The organism is Mycobacterium montefiorense, from assembly GCF_025823255.1.
In the GTDB taxonomy this organism is placed as follows: domain Bacteria; phylum Actinomycetota; class Actinomycetes; order Mycobacteriales; family Mycobacteriaceae; genus Mycobacterium; species Mycobacterium montefiorense.
Window position 1 is genome coordinate 154723 of record NZ_JACKVL010000017.1, and the last position, 15416, is coordinate 170138.

The window sequence follows — 15416 nt, forward strand, 5'->3', positions numbered from 1 at the left end:
GCGGACATGGCGGATCAGCCCGCGCTGGCGCGTCGGCTCAATACGACCGACGCCGTCGTCATCGGGCTGGGTTCGATGATCGGTGCCGGAGTGTTCGCCGCGTTCGGCCCGGCCGCCCGCGCCGCCGGTACCGGCCTGCTGATCGGGCTGGCACTGGCCGCCGCGATCGCCTACTGCAACGCCTCATCGTCCGCGCAACTGGCCGCGGTGTATCCGACGTCGGGCGGAACGTATATCTACGGGCGCGAACGCCTCGGCCCGTGGTGGGGCTTCATCGCCGGGTGGGGATTCGCGCGCAGTGATCGGCTTTTCGTCGTTCGGGGTGTTGGTCTACTACGCGATCGCCAACGCCGCCACGTACACAATGCGTCGGCGCCGCGTCATAAGCGTCTGCGGCTTGGTCGGATGCCTGGTACTGGTCGCCACCCTGCCGTGGGAATCGGCGATCGTGGGCCTGGCGGTATTCGCCGTCGGAATCGCCGGGCGCGCAACGACTGTGCGTCGGCGGCGTTGAGCGTGCAGCTATGGTGTGAATCCGGCGATTTTGCCGCCCTGAGTGCACAGCCAACGCCGCGGATGCGCGCTTGCCAGCTACAGTCCGGCCGCACGGGTGGCTCGAGCGAAACGGCTGCCGGGCCCGCAAGCTTCTCGCACCGCGGCGACGTCGTCGGCGACATCGACGTCGGCCAGTCGCTGCACCGGCACCACATTAATACCGTTGTCGCGCAGTGCTTTTAAGGTAAGTTCTCCGGTGTCTGATCGAGACATCGGCACCTTACGCAGACATTCGGCCATCGCCGGGTCCTGCACGCCGAGCACCCACCAACCGCCGTCGTCGGCCAGCCCGAGCACGGCCGGCGCCTGCAGCAGCCGGCGCGCGCAGTCCGTCAACAGTTCGGCGGTCAGTTGCGGGGTGTCCATTCCGATTTGCAGCACCGGAAAGCCGTCCGCGGCATCGGCGTGGGCGTTGGCGAGCCGGTCGGCGAAATCGCCACCGCGTTGTTCGAACACCGTGAACGACTCAAGCCGCTGCCGGATCTGGGTCGCGGCGGCGGCCGCGGCCAGGTCGCCGGTGAGCGCCACGACCCGCGAAGCCACCGGTGCGGCCGCCACCGCATCAAGCGTGTCCAGCAACGCCGCCGCGGCGATATCGGCCGCGACCCGGTCACCGACCGTCGCGGCGAGCCGTGTCTTGGCCAAGCCGGGCTCCGGCGCCTTGGCGACCACCAGCAGGGTCACCGGCAGGTCGGTCATGAAATGACTTTCCAGAAGTCCAGGATCGCGGTGATGCTGCCCCGCAGCGACCCGCTGACTTTCGACTTACCGCCGGTGCGGGGGCCGTAGCTGACATCGAGTTCGACCACGCGCCAGCCGGCGGCCGCGGCGCGCACCAGCAGTTCCAGCGGGTACCCCGACCTTCGATCGACGACGCCCAGACCCAGCAGCGCCTCCCGGCGGGCGACCCGCATCGGCGCGATGTCGTGCACCGGCAGCCCGTGGCGGGTGCGCAGCCGCCAACTCATCACGACGGTGCCGACCCGCGCGACCCACGGCCAGTGCAGCCCAGCGACCGGCCGGCGCCGGCCGAGGGCCAGGTCCGCGCCCTGTTCGAGCGCGGCGACCAGCCGCGGCAATTCGCCGGCATCCATCGACCCGTCGGCGTCGATCACGGCCACGATCGGCGTGGTCGCGGCGAGGACACCGGCGTGCACCGCCGACCCGTATCCGGGCCGGGGTTCGGCGACCAGCTGGGCACCGTGCCGAGCGGCCACTCCGGCGGTGTCATCCGTGCTGTTGTTGTCCACCACCAGCGCCCGGAAGCCGGCGGGAATGGCTGCCAGCACCGCCGGCAGCGACTCCTCTTCGTTCAGACACGGCAGCACCACCGTGACCAGATCGCCGGACGTCATACCAACTCGGGATCAGAACCCGGACGACGAGTGACTGCCGCCTCCGCTGGACGGGGGCTTCGGAGCCACCGTCTGCGGCGGCTTCGGCGCGGCGGTCTGCTGCTGTGTGGGCGGCTTCGGCGCGGCGGTCTGCTGCTGTGTGGGCGGCTTCGGGGCGACCGTCTGCTGTTGGGTCTGCTGTTGGGTCTGCGGCGTCGGCTGCTGAGTCTGTTGCGTCGGCTGCACGGTCTGCTGGGTTTGCTGGGTCGGCGCGACCGTCGTCGGGGCGACCGTCGTCGGCGCGACCGTCGTCGGCGCAACTGTCGTGGGAGCGACCGTGGTGGGAGCGACGGTGGTCGTCGGTGTAAGCGGCGTGTATTGGGTTGTCGTCGGCGCGACGGTCGTCGTCGGCGTAATCGGAGTGGATGTCGTCGGCGGTGTGTACGGCGTCGTGGTCGGGGTGGTCGTCGGCGTAGTCACGGTCGTCGGCGTGGTCGGCGTCGTTGCGGTCGGCGGCGTGTACGGCGGGTAGTACGGCGGCACCCATGGCTGTGGCCGCCAGCCCGGGTACGGGATGATGATCGGCACCGGAATCGGGATCGGCCCATTGGGATTGGGCACCAGACCGGGAACGACCGGAGCGGGACCGACGGGTGCCGGGCCGACGCCGGGCACCGGCGCCTGTGGCACCGCCGGAGCCGGAATGATCCCGCCCTGGTATCCCGCGTTGGGCGCTTCGGGCGGCGGCGGGGGCACCGGCGCCTGCTGCTGCGTCGGCAACAGCGGCATGAACTTGCCGGGGGCAGCGTTCTGGTGTCCGACCACCGGCTCCTGGCTCGCGGTCGGCCGGACAGCGACGACCACCGCGACAGCCAGCGACGCCACTCCGACGACCGCGAACGCGATCACGGCATTGCCGACCAGCAACGACCGTCGGCTCAGTTTCAACGGGCCGGTCTCGGCGTCCGGATCGTCGTCGTAGTAGTCGTCGAATTCGTCGAACTCGCCTTCAAGCAGGTCGGCGTCGTCTTCGGTCATCGAGTACGCCAGCTGCTCATCGGCTGGCGGAGGATCGCCAAACCCGGCCGGGACCATCGCGGTTTCGTCGCCGGTAAGTCCGGCCGCGGGAGCCATCGCGGTCGCGTCGCCGGTCAGCCCGACCGCCGGGGCCATCGCGGTGGAATCGCCGGTCGGTGGTGCGGCCGCGATCGCGGCGGCGCGGGCCAGCGCGAAGGTGGGGTCTTCGGGAATCTGCACCCGCATCGTGGCGTCGCGAAGCTGGTCGGCGACCCCGGTCAGGTCCGACGAGTCGCCCACCAGGTACACGTCACTGGTGGCGTCCGGGTACTCGCCGAGCCGGGCCATCATCGTGTCCAACGTGCCGGTGGCGTCGCCGCCCAGCAGCTCGCTGGCCAACATGGTGGGCGGCGCGTCCGGGTCGCCTTCGGCCGAGCCCACCACCGACAGCGTCGCCGTGTTCTCGTCGAGCACCAGCACACCGCCGGACCGGCCCGCCGCACGCATCAGAGCGGTCACCGCCTGCGACTGCGACAGCACCGCGACGTTGTGGACACCGGAATCCTCTAGCGCCTGCCGCAGCTGGTCGGCGCTGGGGTGGTCCGTCCAGCACAGCCGGGTCCCGACCAGCCGGTGGTTCTCGTTCGCCAGCAGCCGGTTGGTGCCGACCACGGTCTCGGTCAGCTGCTGAACCGGGTTGTTAGCCAGGTCGACGACGGATTGGTCGATCACGTCACTACCATCCGCACCCGCTCCGACAAGCGCCAAGCGGGCGACGGGGCCTGTGACAGCGACCCCCAAAACGACGTCCATCCCTGCTCTCCTTCGGCTGGCCCACCCCGCAACCAGCATGTCCCGGCATCATTAAACTTCGGTACCGTCGGCAGTAACAATCATCCAGGCGACCCCGTTCGCCTACAGGCGCAGCGTAACCGCGTTCCCAGACCAGGGGGACGCACTCCCGCGTCGTCCGAACGGAGATTATGTTTCCAAGTAAGCAACGAAGTCGCCTCGGCAGGGGGTTCCCCGGCCGCCAAAGCGAATTTGGGCCGTCAGTAGCCGTCCTCGATACCCGGGGGGAACCGTGAGTCAGAGCAGCGAAGAGGCGCCCACCGGCCCCATCACGGGTGGGCCGGCGCAGCAGACCGCTGCGGGCCCGCCGCCGGCCGGGGCCCCGGCCCGCCAGCGCAACATCGTCGCCGATCTGACTGCCGCCGTGTTACTGCTCCTCGCGCCGCTGCTGCCGTGGAATCTGTACTTCGGTATCGCGATCCCCGACAGCAACACGACCGTGTTCGCCGTGCTGATCGCGGTGACGCTGCTGTCCCTGATCGCGATTGCTTTGCCTGGCTCCGGGCGCACGACTCGCGGGGTTCGGCTGGCGCTCAACGCTCCCTATTTGCTGCTGGTGCTCGCCTTCGTCGGGTTCGACATGTTTGAGACCGTCCGCTTCGGTGGGACCGTGACCGTGCCGGGCGGCGTCGGACCGGGGGCCTGGCTAGGAGTCGCCGGTGCGCTACTGAGCACGCAGTCGACCAGCAACACGACCGCCGCGGACGACGACACGTCCGATGGGCGGCAGCGGTCCGCTCAGATCATCGGCTACGTCTCGATGTTGGCCGCGGTGCTGAGCTTTGGCTTCACCCTGTACTGGCGAGTGAAGTACGCGCTGGGCGACTCGGCGGGCTTCGGTAAGCAGAACATCGCGGTCATCACGACTGCGGCCGTGTACGGCTTGGTGGCGTTGATCGCGGTGCTCGTCGCCTCGCGGTGGCTGCTTCGCGGTACCCGGGCAACGCGTCTGGCGACCATCGCGCTGGGGGCCTCGACACTGGTCGCCGGGGTCGTCGTCTGGTTCCTGCCCGCCGGCCGTGACATCGACGCGTTCCACGGCATCGCGCAGAACACGTCGACGGCGGGCGTCGGCTTCGAGGGCTATCTGGCGTGGGCAGCGGCCGCCGCGATTTTCGTGCCGCGGACACTGTTCGGCCGTGCCCGCACCTTGTCGTCCGAGGAGGGTGCCTGGCGGGCAGCGGCCCGGACCGGCTTGCTGCTCATCATCGTTTGGTGCCTGGGATCGGTGGCGATGCGGATCACCGACCTGGCCGTCGCGGTGAGCCTGGACTACCCGTACTCGCGTTACGACAGCGTGGTGCTGGCCGCGTTCGACGTGGCCACCGCGGCGCTGGCGATCTGGCTACGGATCAAACTGGGCGACGGTTCAGTATCCGCCCGGCTGATCACGACACTGTGTGGACTCGTTGCCACGCTAAGCATTTCGCGCGTCATCGTCGGCGTCGTGCTGGCGCCGCGATTCCTGGAAGCGCCGAATGCGGGCGCGCCGAATCCGGTCTACGGAAACGATCTCGCCCAGCAGATCACCAGCACCTTCGACGTGGCCCTAGCTGCGCTGTCGCTGTGCATCCTGGTAGCGGCGGTCATCACCGGGCACTTCACCCGCCGGCGCCTACGGCGCCGCGCCGCCCGCAAGCGTGCCGTCGCGGAGAACGCGCATGCACCGACGACACGCATCCCGACCGCCGCTGCCCCGCCCTCGGCGGGGCAGACCACGCGCATCCACACGGGCGAATCGCCTACTACCGCAATACCGTTACTGGCCGGGTCACCGCGGATCTTCCGCGGTGACGACTCGGCCACCGGGCAGATACCCGTCGCCAAGCCCCAGATTTACCGGCCCCCGCAAAACCCGTCGTAACGCGGGTTAGCGTAGCGGCGCGAACGCGAACTCGCGCAGCCCGTCGCGCGGATCGATCGCCGCGCGAAAACCCAGCACCTCGGCGGCTCGCGCCGGGTCGGCGACGATGTGGCGCACATCGCCGCTGCGATACTGCCCGGTAATCACCGGGGACACCGGCTCGTTGCGTGCCTCGCAGATCGCCGTGGCCACCTGCAGGATCGAAATCGGCCGTCCCGAGCAGACATTGGCCGCCGTGAACCCAGCGCCGTCCGTTGCGCAAAGGTGGGCCGCCGCGGCGAGGTTGGCGGCCGCCACGTCGTCGACGTGGACGAAGTCACGCATCTGGCCGCCGTCCTCGAAAACCCTTGGCGGCTCACCCTTTTCCAACGCGGAACGAAAGATCGCCGCCACTCCTGAATACGGGGTGTCGCGCGGCATTCCGGGGCCGTAGACGTTGTGGTAGCGCAACGCCACCACCGAGCCGCCCGTCGACTCCGACCATGCCAGCGCGTAGTGCTCCTGGGCAGTCTTGCTGGCGGCATACAGGCTGCGCGGCCGCAGGGCGGCAACCTCGCTGACGAGGAGCCACCTGACCGGCGCACCGCAGACCGGGCAGCGATGCTCGAACTTGCCGGCGTCGAGGTCGGCACGCCGCCGGGGCAGCGGGTCGACGGGCCCGTGATCGGGACACGCGTAGTGGCCCTGCCCGTACACCACCATCGACGACGCCAGTACCAGGCGGCGTACCCCGGCGGCGAACATCTGCGCCAGCAGCACCGTGGTGCCGTAGTCGTTGTGGCCGCCGTAGGCGGGGGCGTCGGCAGCGTCCACGCCGGCGCCCACCATCGCCGCCTGGTGACACACCAGATCGACACCGTCCAACAGCGGGGCCAGCGCCGTGCCGTCACGGACGTCGACCCGATGACATCCATTCGGCAGCACCGAGTTTGGGCCGTGCGCGGCAGGCAACAACACGTCGACGGCGACTACCTGATGGCCGGCAACGCGCAGCGCCGAGTCCACCCGCGACCCGATAAAGCCGGCCGCGCCGGTCAACAGCACCCTCATGGCAGCTCGAACGGCAGTGTCACGCCGGTATGCGCCAGACAGTGCGCGCAGTCACGCTCGGCGTCCAACCGGCCAATCGCTTCGCGCACCCGTTCCTTGAACAGCTCGATGTTCTTTTCGAATTCCACCATGACGTCCACCGTCTTCACGCCCTCGCCGGCGCTGACGCCGGCATCCAGGTCGGTTACCAAAGCTATTGCGGCATAACATATTTCGAGTTCACGCGCCAGCACCGCCTCGGGGTATCCCGTCATGTTGACCAGAGTGAAGCCCGCCGATGCGAACCACTGACTTTCGGCGCGGGTGGAAAATCGCGGCCCCTGGATCACCACCATGGTGCCGCCGTCGACGACGCCGGGCAGGCCGGTGACGGCGTCGCGCAGCGTCGGGCAATACGGGTCGGCGAAGTCGACGTGAATCGCCCCGGAGTCGAAGTAGGTGTCGGCACGGGAATTGGTGCGATCCACCAGCTGATCGGGCACCACGACCGCACCCGGACCGTGGGCGGGCGTCAGGCTGCCCACCGCGCACGGCGCGAGCACCCGGCGCACGCCCAGCGTGCGCAGCGCCCACATGTTGGCGCGGTAGGGCACGGTGTGCGCCGAGAATTCGTGTGTGGCGCCGTGTCGGGGCAGGAAGGCGACATCGTGGCCCCCAACGGTGCCGACCGTGACCGCGGCGCTGGGCCGGCCGTATGGGGTGTCCACCTCGACGTGCGCAACGTCGGAGCCGAAGAACGTATAGAAGCCGCTGCCGCCGATCACTCCGAGCATCCGCCCATTGTGGTCCATAGGGCAGGATGCCCTGGTGGCCAATTTTGCGCAGTGGATCTCGGGGGCCCGGCCGCGGACGCTGCCCAACGCCGTCGCCCCGGTCATCGCGGGCACCGGCGCCGCGGCATGGCTGCACTGCGCCGTGTGGTGGAAAGCGCTGCTGGCGCTCGCCGTCGCACTCGCGTTGATCATCGGGGTCAACTACGCCAACGACTACTCCGACGGCATCCGGGGCACCGACGACGATCGAACCGGCCCGGCGCGACTGGTCGGCTCGCGACTGGCGACGCCGCGATCGGTGCTGACCGCCGCGGTGACATCGCTCACGGTGGGCGCGGCGGCCGGCCTGGCGCTGGCGCTGACCAGCGCGCCGTGGCTGATTGCGGTCGGCGTCGCGTGCATCGCCGGGGCGTGGCTGTACACCGGCGGGTCGCGGCCCTATGGCTATGCGGGTTTCGGCGAGGTCGCGGTTTTCGTGTTCTTCGGCCTGGTCGCCGTGCTCGGCACGCAGTACACCCAGGCGTTGCGGATCGATTGGGTCGGGCTGGTGCTGGCGGTGGCGACGGGCGCGCTGTCGTCGTCGGTGCTGGTCGCCAACAATCTGCGGGATATCCCGACCGACGCGCTGGCGCACAAGATCACGCTGGCGGTACGTCTTGGCGATGCCCGCACCCGGGTGTTCTACCAAGGGCTGCTGGCGATCGCCGGGGTGCTGACCCTGGTGCTGATGCTGGCGACGCCGTGGTGCGCGGCGGGGCTGGTCGCCACGCCGTTCGCGCTGCGCGCCGCCGGGCCGGTGCGGTCCGGCCGCGGCGGGCCCGAGCTGATCGCAGTGCTGCGCGACACCGGGCTGGCAATGCTGGTCTGGGCGGCCGCGGTGGCCGCGGCGCTGGCGCTCGCGCATTGACTGTCTTCTCGAAGAGCTCGCCGGATTCCGATAACAAGCGTTAGCGTCAGGTGTGACAGCCATTACATCGCTAGCCGGATAACACCGAGCGAGGAGCGCAATGCAGCAGATCGCCGCGACTAGCGGGCCAAAGAACATCGGACTGCTCAGCGTCGGGGCATACCGCCCCGAGCGCGTGGTCACAAACGAGGAGCTGTGCCGCAACATCGACTCGTCCGATGAGTGGATCTACACCCGCACCGGAATCAAGACGCGCCGATTCGCCGCCCGCGACGAATCGGTCGCTTCGATGTCGATCGAGGCCAGCCGAGCAGCACTCGCGAAAGCCTCATTGCAGCCCACCGACATCGACGGAGTCATTGTCGCCACCAGCACCCAGTTTTTGCAGACCCCGGCCAGCGCCCCGGCGGTTGCCTCGGGACTGGGCGCAACCGGCGTGCCCGCCTTCGACATCTCGGCCGGATGCGCCGGCTTCGGCTACGCGGTCGGCGTCGCGGCCGACATGATCCGCGGCGGCAGCGTCGCCAAGATGCTGGTCATCGGGTCGGAGAAACTATCCCCCCACCGTGGACATGCTCGACCGCAGCAACTGCTTCATCTTCGCCGACGGCGCAGCCGCGGTGGTGGTGGGTGAGACGCCCGAACAGGGCATCGGACCGACGGTGTGGGGCAGCGACGGCGAACAGGCCATGGCCATCCGCCAGGACATCGATTGGATCGCCTACACCGAGAACCCCACCGGGCCACGCCCGTTCCTTCGGCTCGAAGGCAGCGCGGTGTTCCGTTGGGCGGCATTCGAAATGGGCAAAGTCGGGCGCCAGGCGATGGACGCCGCGGGTGTGCGATCCGATCAGATCGACGTCTTCATCCCGCATCAGGCCAACGCCCGGATCAACGAAGTGCTGGCCAAGAATCTGGATATGCGGCCCGACGCGATCGTCGCCAATGACATTGAGCACACCGGAAACACGTCCGCGGCGTCCATCCCGCTGGCGATGGCCCAGCTGCTGGGCACCGGGGCGTCCAAGCCCGGCGACCTGGCGCTGCTGATCGGGTACGGTGCGGGCCTCAGCTATGCCGCACAAGTCGTGCGGATGCCCAACGGCTGAGCTCAGCTCTCGTCGGGTTCGTCTTCGGATACCGCCTCGCCGCGCAATCGGGCCTGCAACTGTTCGCGTTCGGCGCGACGGCGTTCGCCGGCGACCGCGAGTGCGGCCGTGGCGCGGCGGCGCAGCGGGCTGAACACCCAGATACCCAGCGGCATCGCGATGATCAACGCGAACAGTGCGGCAACGACGACAGGGAACTGGCTAACCCCGAGCAGCCGGGCCGCCAGGTAGATCACGCCGGTGAACACGGCCGCCAGCAGCAGGCGCGCCACCGCGTAGAGCAAAATCTCGACAGCCACGCGATCTGAACCGCGCTCCGGCGCGCCGTCCGCAGGCTTATCCCCAGTGCTGTTGTCGCTCGGCCCTTCTGACACAGGTCGAGCCTACGGCGCGGGTATATTCGCTCAAAGGAGGTGTCGAGTGCTTTACCTGGTGGTCGTCCTGGTTCTGGGGACGCTGATCTACGTTGGCTGGCGCGCGGCCCGGTCGCAGATGCACCGGCCCAAGTCGCGCGTCATCGGACCAGACGACGATCCAGACTTCATGCGCCGGTTAGGAAACGGAGACGACACCCTGCGCTGACCGCTCCGACGGCGCTGGCTACCCGACACCCAGATTGGGCTGATCTCCCGGAAACCCTTCTGCGACAACCGCGGCCAAGCCGATGAGCGCTTCGCGAGTCTCGCGCCGCATCTGATCCAGATGAACCTCGGCGCCCTCGTCGAGATGAGCGTCGTAGGGCACCAACCGCACCGCCCGGCAACGCCGGGAGAAGTGATCGACCACCTTGTTCATGTCGACCTTGCCGTTGCGTGGGCGCACCGCGTTGATGACCGCGATCGAATTGCGCACCAGCGCTTCGTGGCCGTGTGCGTCCAACCAGTCCAGCGTCGCCGAGGCACTGCGCGCGCCGTCGATGGAGCCAGAACTCACCACGATCAGAACGTTGGCGTTCTCCAGCACCGACGACATCGCCGAGTGCAGCAGGCCGGGCCCGCAGTCGGTGACCACCAAGCCGTAGTAGCGCTCCAGAATTCCCAGCGTGCGGGTGTAGTCGTCGGCGTTGAATGCCTCAGATACCGCCGGATCGCTCTCCGAGGCCAGCACTTCCAATCCGCTGGGGCCCCGCGAGGTGTAACGGCGGACATCGCTGTAGCGCTCGACGGTCCCGGCGTCCTGCAGCAGCTGACGCACCGTGCCCGCCGTCTCCAGTGGCACCTTTTGGCTCAGCGTGCCGCGGTCGGGGTTGGCGTCGATGGCGACCACCCGGTCGCCGCGAACCTCGGCGAAGGTGGCACCCAGGGTGGCAGCGACCGTGGTTTTGCCGACGCCACCCTTCAGCGAGATCACCGCGACCCGGTAGGAGCCACGCAACGGCCGGTTGACCTGCGCCACCAAATTGTTCTGCCGGGCCGCGCGCGGGCTCTCCCCCAGGTTGATCATCCGGCCGGACAGCACGTAGACCAACCGGCGCCAGCCCTCCGACGGCGGCGGCTTGATGGGCCGCAACAGCATGCCCGTGGACAGTTCCGGATAGGGCGTGTGTGGCACGTGCTCGGGGCGATACGGGGCCGCCGCTTGCGGCGACGGCGCCTCGGCGTGGCCGTTGTAATAGGCGCCGTACGCGGTCGGATCGACCCGCGGGATGCCGGTCACCGGCGTGGAATCCCAGGGCGGCATGCCAGCTGGCGGCGGCGAGGTGACGGGCTGCGCTTCCCGCCTATCCGTTGCCGGGACCCGGCGCTCGGTGCGGAAGCCGGCGAAGGCTCGAGTCGGCGCGTTGCCGTCCGATGAGTCGCCGGACGGCTGCTGAGGTGACTCTCGGCCAGACAACTCAGTCGTCGGATGTTCAGGCGCCCCCACGCCTCCCGTTGATTGCTCAGACACGTGCATTCCCCCTTGATTGCGGTGTCGATTCCTAACTGTCAGCCCACGCCCGCATAGGAATGCAGGCCCACTGTCACCAGGTTAACGAAGAACAAATTGAAGACCATGGCTACGAACCCGACCACGTTGATCCAGGCGGCCTTTCTGTCCCGCCATCCCGCGGTCGATCTGGCATGCAGGTAGGCCGCGTATACCACCCACGCGACAAACGAAACCGTCTCCTTGGGATCCCATCCCCAGTACCTGCCCCAGGCTTCCTCGGCCCAGATGGCTCCGAAAATGACCCCGAAGCCGAACACCGGGAACGCGAAGATCGTGGTTCGGTAGGCAATGCGGTCCAGGGTCTGCGCGTCGGGTAGCCGATGCACGATCCGCGCCAACGCGCCCTCGGCCGCGGGCTCCCCCAGCCGCGAGGTGCGCAGCAGGAAAAGGATGCTGGCGATACCGGCGACCAGGAACACCCCGGAGCCCAGGCTGACCACCGACACGTGGATGGGCAGCCAGTAGGACTGCAGGGCGGGCATCACGGGTGCGGCATTGGTGTAGAGCCAGCGGCCGGAAACCGTCAGCAGGATCAGCACCGGGAGCAGCAGGAAAACCCAGAGCGGGCGGAACTGCGGACGGCGCAGCACAACGGCGCCGGCGATCAGCCCGCACAAGCAGGTGAGGTTGATGAACTCGTACATGTTGCCCCACGGCACCCGCATGGTGGCCAGGCCGCGCAGCACCAGGCACGCCAGCAGCAGGCCGATGCCGAGGTAGACAACCGCGAGCCCGGCTCGCCCGGCGCGTTCGTCGGCCGGCCGCCTTGCGACGTCTTCGACGACACCGGGGGTGGCGCTGTCGGCGGCCACCGAGCCGGCCAGCACCCGCTCGCGGATGTCCGCCCTACGACTACCCGCATAGGCCAGCTCGAAGGCCAGCAGCAGCAGCGCGAGGACCAGGACCACCACCGCCGAGGTGAATGCCCAGTCGGAGTAGCGCGCCAGGGCGATGTTGACGTGCAGGGTGTTCATGTGACGTCCCTTCCAGCCCTGGCGGGCGAGGCGGCAGCGGGTTCGCTCAGCCCGGTCAACAATCGCTCGGTAAGCCTTTCGAACTCGTCGCCCCAACCGGAGTTGTCGGTGCGGGCCAAGCCGCCCAGCTCGACGTTCACCGTACCGGGGGGCTGGTCGGCCGGTTCTGTGACCGGAACGAGGCGCACCCACACCCGGCGACGGCGCACCAGCAGCGACACCAGCAGCCCGCCCATCATTGCGACCGCGAAGACCAGCACCCAGATCTGGCCGGGGTCGTGTGAGACCTGCAGGTTGACGAATGGCACGGCGCCGTCGAAGCGGATGGTGGTGCCGGCCGCCGGACCCTGGTCGATCCGCACCTCCTGACCGGCGCGCAGGTTGACCCGCTTCTCCTTGGTCAGCCGGCCCTGCTCGATCAGCCGGGGATCCAGCGAGAACAACGACTGCGGGCGCCCGGTGTCCAGGCCGGTGTCGCCGCGATAGATGTCGACAGCCACCGCGGGCGCGTTTAGCGCCGGGAACCGCGATGACAACAACACGCCGTCGAGTTGTTCGGTGGGAGCAAGCAGGCCCTGGATCGCGATCTCGTGTTTACGACGCTCGGCGGCGTTGGGATAGCTGCCGGCCGGCGGGTCGATGCGCGCCACCCCCGACGAGAGCAGGGTCCGCGGGTTGTCGGGCCGCCACTGCCCGGTCGAGGTGCGGGTCTGCCCGTCGGGGAACCTCACCGTGAAGCTCGGCGCGTAGCCGTGTCCCTGCAGGTACACCCGGTCGCCACCGATGCGCAGCGGATGGTTGACCTCGAGCCGGTAAGGCCGCCAGCTATTGGCCGTCAGGTCATGACTGGACGGGTAGTCCTGGTAGTCGATGTCGGCGGCGAACGACGTGGCCTGTCCGGACGGCAGGTAGTGTGCCTGAAAGTCGTTGACCCGCACGCAGATTGGATGTAGCGACGTGCCGTCGACGGTGTTGCCGGCGCGGAACGAGTCGAACGCGGCCGGCGACGCCGAGCAGAAGCCGGGGCCGCCGTCGGCGATCACAATGACGTTGCCCTCGTAGCCGAACAGCTTGCCGACGGCGACCGCGACCAGCAGGCCCAGCAGCGAGAAGTGAAAGACGATGTTGCCGAATTCGCGCAGGTAGCCCTTTTCGGCGGAGATCTCCACGGCGTCTCCGTCATGGCGGATGGCGGTGCGCCAGCCGTGCAGCCGGCCGGCAAGCCGGTTCGCGACGGCGTTGAGGTCGGCGTCGTCGGCCAGGGTGAGCTGCGAGCTGGCGTGCTTGGGCAGCCGGGCCAGGTTGCGCGGGGCGGCGACCGGCGTGGCGCGCAGGCCGCGGGCATGCTCGATCATTCGCGGGGTCAGGCAGCCGACGAGAGAGACGAACAGCAGCACGTAGATGGCGGTGAACCAAAAGCTGGAGAACACGTCGAAGGCCTGCAGCCGGTTCAGCCACGGGCCGATCGTCGGATGGGCAGCCAGGTAGTCGTCGACCTTGCCGGCGTTGAGGCTGCGCTGGGGCAGCAGCGCTCCGGGGATCGCGCCGAGCGCCAGCAGACACAACAGCACCAGCGCGGTGCCCATCGAGGTCAGCGCGCGCCAGGTGTTGCGTACATACGCGACGATCAGCGGGGTCAAATCGGCAACCTCACGTCGCTGACGAAGGCGTCGCGCAGCCAGGAGATGAAGTCGTTCCACACACCGGTGACCAGCAGCACCCCGACCGCGATCAGCAGCGCGCCGCCGAAGATCTGGATCCCCCGGCTGTGGCGTCGCAGCCAGCCCAGGCCGGCCACCGCGCGCGCCGAGCCGAAGGCCAGCAGCACGAACGGGATTCCCAGGCCCAGGCAGTAGGCGATCACCAGCAGGATTCCGCGGGCCACATTCGCGCCTTCGGTGGCCGAGGCGACGGTGATCACGCCGGTCAGGGTCGGCCCCAGGCACGGTGTCCAGCCGAGCGCGAACACCGCGCCCAGCACCGGCGCCCCGGCGACCGTCGTCAGCTGCTGCGGGCTGAACCGGACCTGGCGTTGCAGAGCCGGGACGAGGCCCACGAACACCAGCCCCATCACGATGGTCAGCACACCCCCGGCCCGCTGCAGCACCAGCTGGTTGCTGATCAAGGTCGTCGTCATGCCGAGCACCGCGACGGTGCCCAGGACGAACACCGTGGTGAACCCGGCGACGAACAGCGCCGCCGATCCGGCGACTCGCCACCGGGCGGCCGGCGGGGCTTTGATCACGCCGGACCCGGGCTGCTCGTCGACTCCGACCACCGCGGCCAGATATGACAGGTAGCCGGGCACCAGCGGCACCACACAGGGCGAGGCGAACGACACCAGCCCCGCGAGCACGCAGGCACCCAGCGCCACTAGTAACGGCCCGGCGGCGGCGGTTTGTGCGAAACCGGTCATCGAGGCGTACCCGGTCGTGCCGGCGTGCTCAGTCCCGGCGGCGCTTCCCGGGTCAGCTTCTGCACCACGGGCTGCAGGTCGGCGGCCAGCAATTCGCGCAGGAACACCGCCGCGACCCGGTGCTGGCGATCCAGCACCAGCGTGGACGGAATGACGGTGGTCGGGTACTTGCCGCCGAATGCGATCAGGGTGCGCATCGCCGGGTCGTAGATCGACGGGAACGTGACGGCGCGATCGTTGACGAAATCCAGCGCCGCCTGGCGGTTGTTGTCACGGACATCGATGCCGAGGAAGGACGCCCCGGACTCGCGGGTGGCGTCATACACCTGCTGCAGTTGGGTGACTTCGGCGCGGCACGGCCCGCACCACTGGCCCCATACGTTGATGACGACGACGTTGCCCGAGAAGATCGGATCGTCCAGCGACAGCGTGCGCGCGGGATCGGCCAGGTCCGGCCCGGACAGCGGGCCCGGGCGGCTACGACTCGACGGCGGGTCGTAGGAGATGTCGGTTTTCCCACCGGGAGAGACGAATTCGAAGGTGCCGCCCTGCGCGACGGCGTCGTGACCAGCCGAGCAGCCGGTCAGCAATCCGGAGATTGCCAACACCACCCCGGCGATCGTGCGTCGCCGCATG

The 15416-nt window shown here is 68.9% G+C and carries 15 protein-coding genes and 2 pseudogenes; 6 read left to right on the forward strand and 11 right to left on the reverse strand.

Annotated elements, in window-relative coordinates; translation table 11 throughout:
- Positions 1-6: 6 nt before the first annotated feature.
- Both H7K34_RS20620 and H7K34_RS20625 read left to right on the forward strand, forming a co-directional pair.
- A pseudogene (locus H7K34_RS20620) lies at positions 7-291 on the forward strand (amino acid permease); the annotation flags it as partial.
- A gap of 7 nt (positions 292-298) precedes the next feature.
- The gene (locus H7K34_RS20625; RefSeq protein ID WP_264064882.1) at positions 299-514 is read left to right on the forward strand and encodes a hypothetical protein; all 216 of its coding nucleotides are present in this window, start codon (positions 299-301) and stop codon (positions 512-514) included.
- A 77-nt stretch (positions 515-591) separates the two neighbouring features.
- On the opposite strand, the gene H7K34_RS20630 is transcribed toward H7K34_RS20625, so the two are convergent.
- The 3 genes from H7K34_RS20630 to H7K34_RS20640 are packed head-to-tail and all read right to left on the reverse strand — an operon-like array spanning position 592 to position 3719.
- Positions 592-1254 (reverse strand): TIGR04282 family arsenosugar biosynthesis glycosyltransferase, encoded by a 663-nt coding sequence (locus H7K34_RS20630; protein WP_264063930.1) that lies wholly within the window; start codon positions 1252-1254, stop codon positions 592-594.
- The gene (locus H7K34_RS20635) at positions 1251-1910 is read right to left on the reverse strand and encodes a glycosyltransferase family 2 protein (protein WP_264063932.1); all 660 of its coding nucleotides are present in this window, start codon (positions 1908-1910) and stop codon (positions 1251-1253) included. Before H7K34_RS20635 ends, H7K34_RS20630 begins: the two co-directional genes overlap by 4 nt.
- Positions 1911-1922: 12 nt before the next feature.
- Complete coding sequence (locus H7K34_RS20640) at positions 1923-3719, reverse strand: hypothetical protein (RefSeq protein ID WP_264063934.1); 1797 nt, start codon at positions 3717-3719, stop codon at positions 1923-1925.
- A 307-nt stretch (positions 3720-4026) separates the two neighbouring features.
- Here H7K34_RS20640 and H7K34_RS20645 point away from each other — a divergent pair, with 307 nt between their 5' ends.
- Complete coding sequence (locus tag H7K34_RS20645; RefSeq protein ID WP_264064811.1) at positions 4027-5622, forward strand: DUF7937 domain-containing protein; 1596 nt, start codon at positions 4027-4029, stop codon at positions 5620-5622.
- A gap of 6 nt (positions 5623-5628) precedes the next feature.
- On the opposite strand, the gene H7K34_RS20650 is transcribed toward H7K34_RS20645, so the two are convergent.
- Both H7K34_RS20650 and H7K34_RS20655 read right to left on the reverse strand, forming a co-directional pair.
- The gene (locus H7K34_RS20650) at positions 5629-6672 is read right to left on the reverse strand and encodes an NAD-dependent epimerase/dehydratase family protein (RefSeq protein WP_264063936.1); all 1044 of its coding nucleotides are present in this window, start codon (positions 6670-6672) and stop codon (positions 5629-5631) included.
- Positions 6669-7445: an S-methyl-5'-thioadenosine phosphorylase gene (locus H7K34_RS20655; RefSeq protein WP_264063938.1), complete on the reverse strand. Its 777-nt coding sequence runs from the start codon at positions 7443-7445 to the stop codon at positions 6669-6671. The genes H7K34_RS20650 and H7K34_RS20655 overlap by 4 nt, the downstream gene beginning before the upstream one ends.
- A gap of 34 nt (positions 7446-7479) precedes the next feature.
- On the opposite strand from H7K34_RS20655, the gene H7K34_RS20660 reads away from it, so the two are divergent.
- Positions 7480-8352, forward strand: coding sequence for a 1,4-dihydroxy-2-naphthoate polyprenyltransferase (locus H7K34_RS20660; protein WP_264063939.1), 873 nt, complete (start codon positions 7480-7482; stop codon positions 8350-8352).
- Positions 8353-8452: 100 nt separating this feature from the next.
- Positions 8453-9461: pseudogene (locus H7K34_RS20665) on the forward strand (beta-ketoacyl-ACP synthase III).
- A 2-nt stretch (positions 9462-9463) separates the two neighbouring features.
- On the opposite strand, the gene H7K34_RS20670 reads toward H7K34_RS20665, so the two are convergent.
- Positions 9464-9835: a DUF4229 domain-containing protein gene (locus H7K34_RS20670; RefSeq protein ID WP_372510822.1), complete on the reverse strand. Its 372-nt coding sequence runs from the start codon at positions 9833-9835 to the stop codon at positions 9464-9466.
- A 46-nt stretch (positions 9836-9881) separates the two neighbouring features.
- On the opposite strand from H7K34_RS20670, the gene H7K34_RS20675 reads away from it, so the two are divergent.
- Positions 9882-10043, forward strand: coding sequence for a hypothetical protein (locus H7K34_RS20675; RefSeq protein ID WP_108926134.1), 162 nt, complete (start codon positions 9882-9884; stop codon positions 10041-10043).
- Between the two features lie 18 nt (positions 10044-10061).
- Here H7K34_RS20675 and H7K34_RS20680 read toward each other — a convergent pair whose 3' ends face one another.
- The 5 genes from H7K34_RS20680 to H7K34_RS20700 are packed head-to-tail and all read right to left on the reverse strand — an operon-like array spanning position 10062 to position 15415.
- Positions 10062-11354 carry a MinD/ParA family ATP-binding protein gene (locus H7K34_RS20680; RefSeq protein WP_276059895.1) on the reverse strand — a complete coding sequence of 431 codons (1293 nt, stop codon included), beginning with the start codon at positions 11352-11354 and terminating at the stop codon, positions 10062-10064.
- Positions 11355-11386: 32 nt separating this feature from the next.
- Entirely contained in the window at positions 11387-12364 is a 978-nt protein-coding gene (gene ccsB, locus H7K34_RS20685; RefSeq protein ID WP_264063942.1) for a c-type cytochrome biogenesis protein CcsB, read from the reverse strand.
- A complete protein-coding gene (locus tag H7K34_RS20690) occupies positions 12361-13950 on the reverse strand; it encodes a cytochrome c biogenesis protein ResB (RefSeq protein WP_108926291.1) in 1590 nt (529 codons plus the stop codon). Before H7K34_RS20690 ends, ccsB begins: the two co-directional genes overlap by 4 nt.
- Before the next feature lie 50 nt (positions 13951-14000).
- Positions 14001-14780, reverse strand: a complete 780-nt coding sequence (locus H7K34_RS20695) for a cytochrome c biogenesis CcdA family protein (protein ID WP_264063943.1) — start codon at positions 14778-14780, stop codon at positions 14001-14003.
- Entirely contained in the window at positions 14777-15415 is a 639-nt protein-coding gene (locus H7K34_RS20700; RefSeq protein ID WP_264063944.1) for a TlpA disulfide reductase family protein, read from the reverse strand. The genes H7K34_RS20695 and H7K34_RS20700 overlap by 4 nt, the downstream gene beginning before the upstream one ends.
- Position 15416 lies beyond the last annotated feature (1 nt).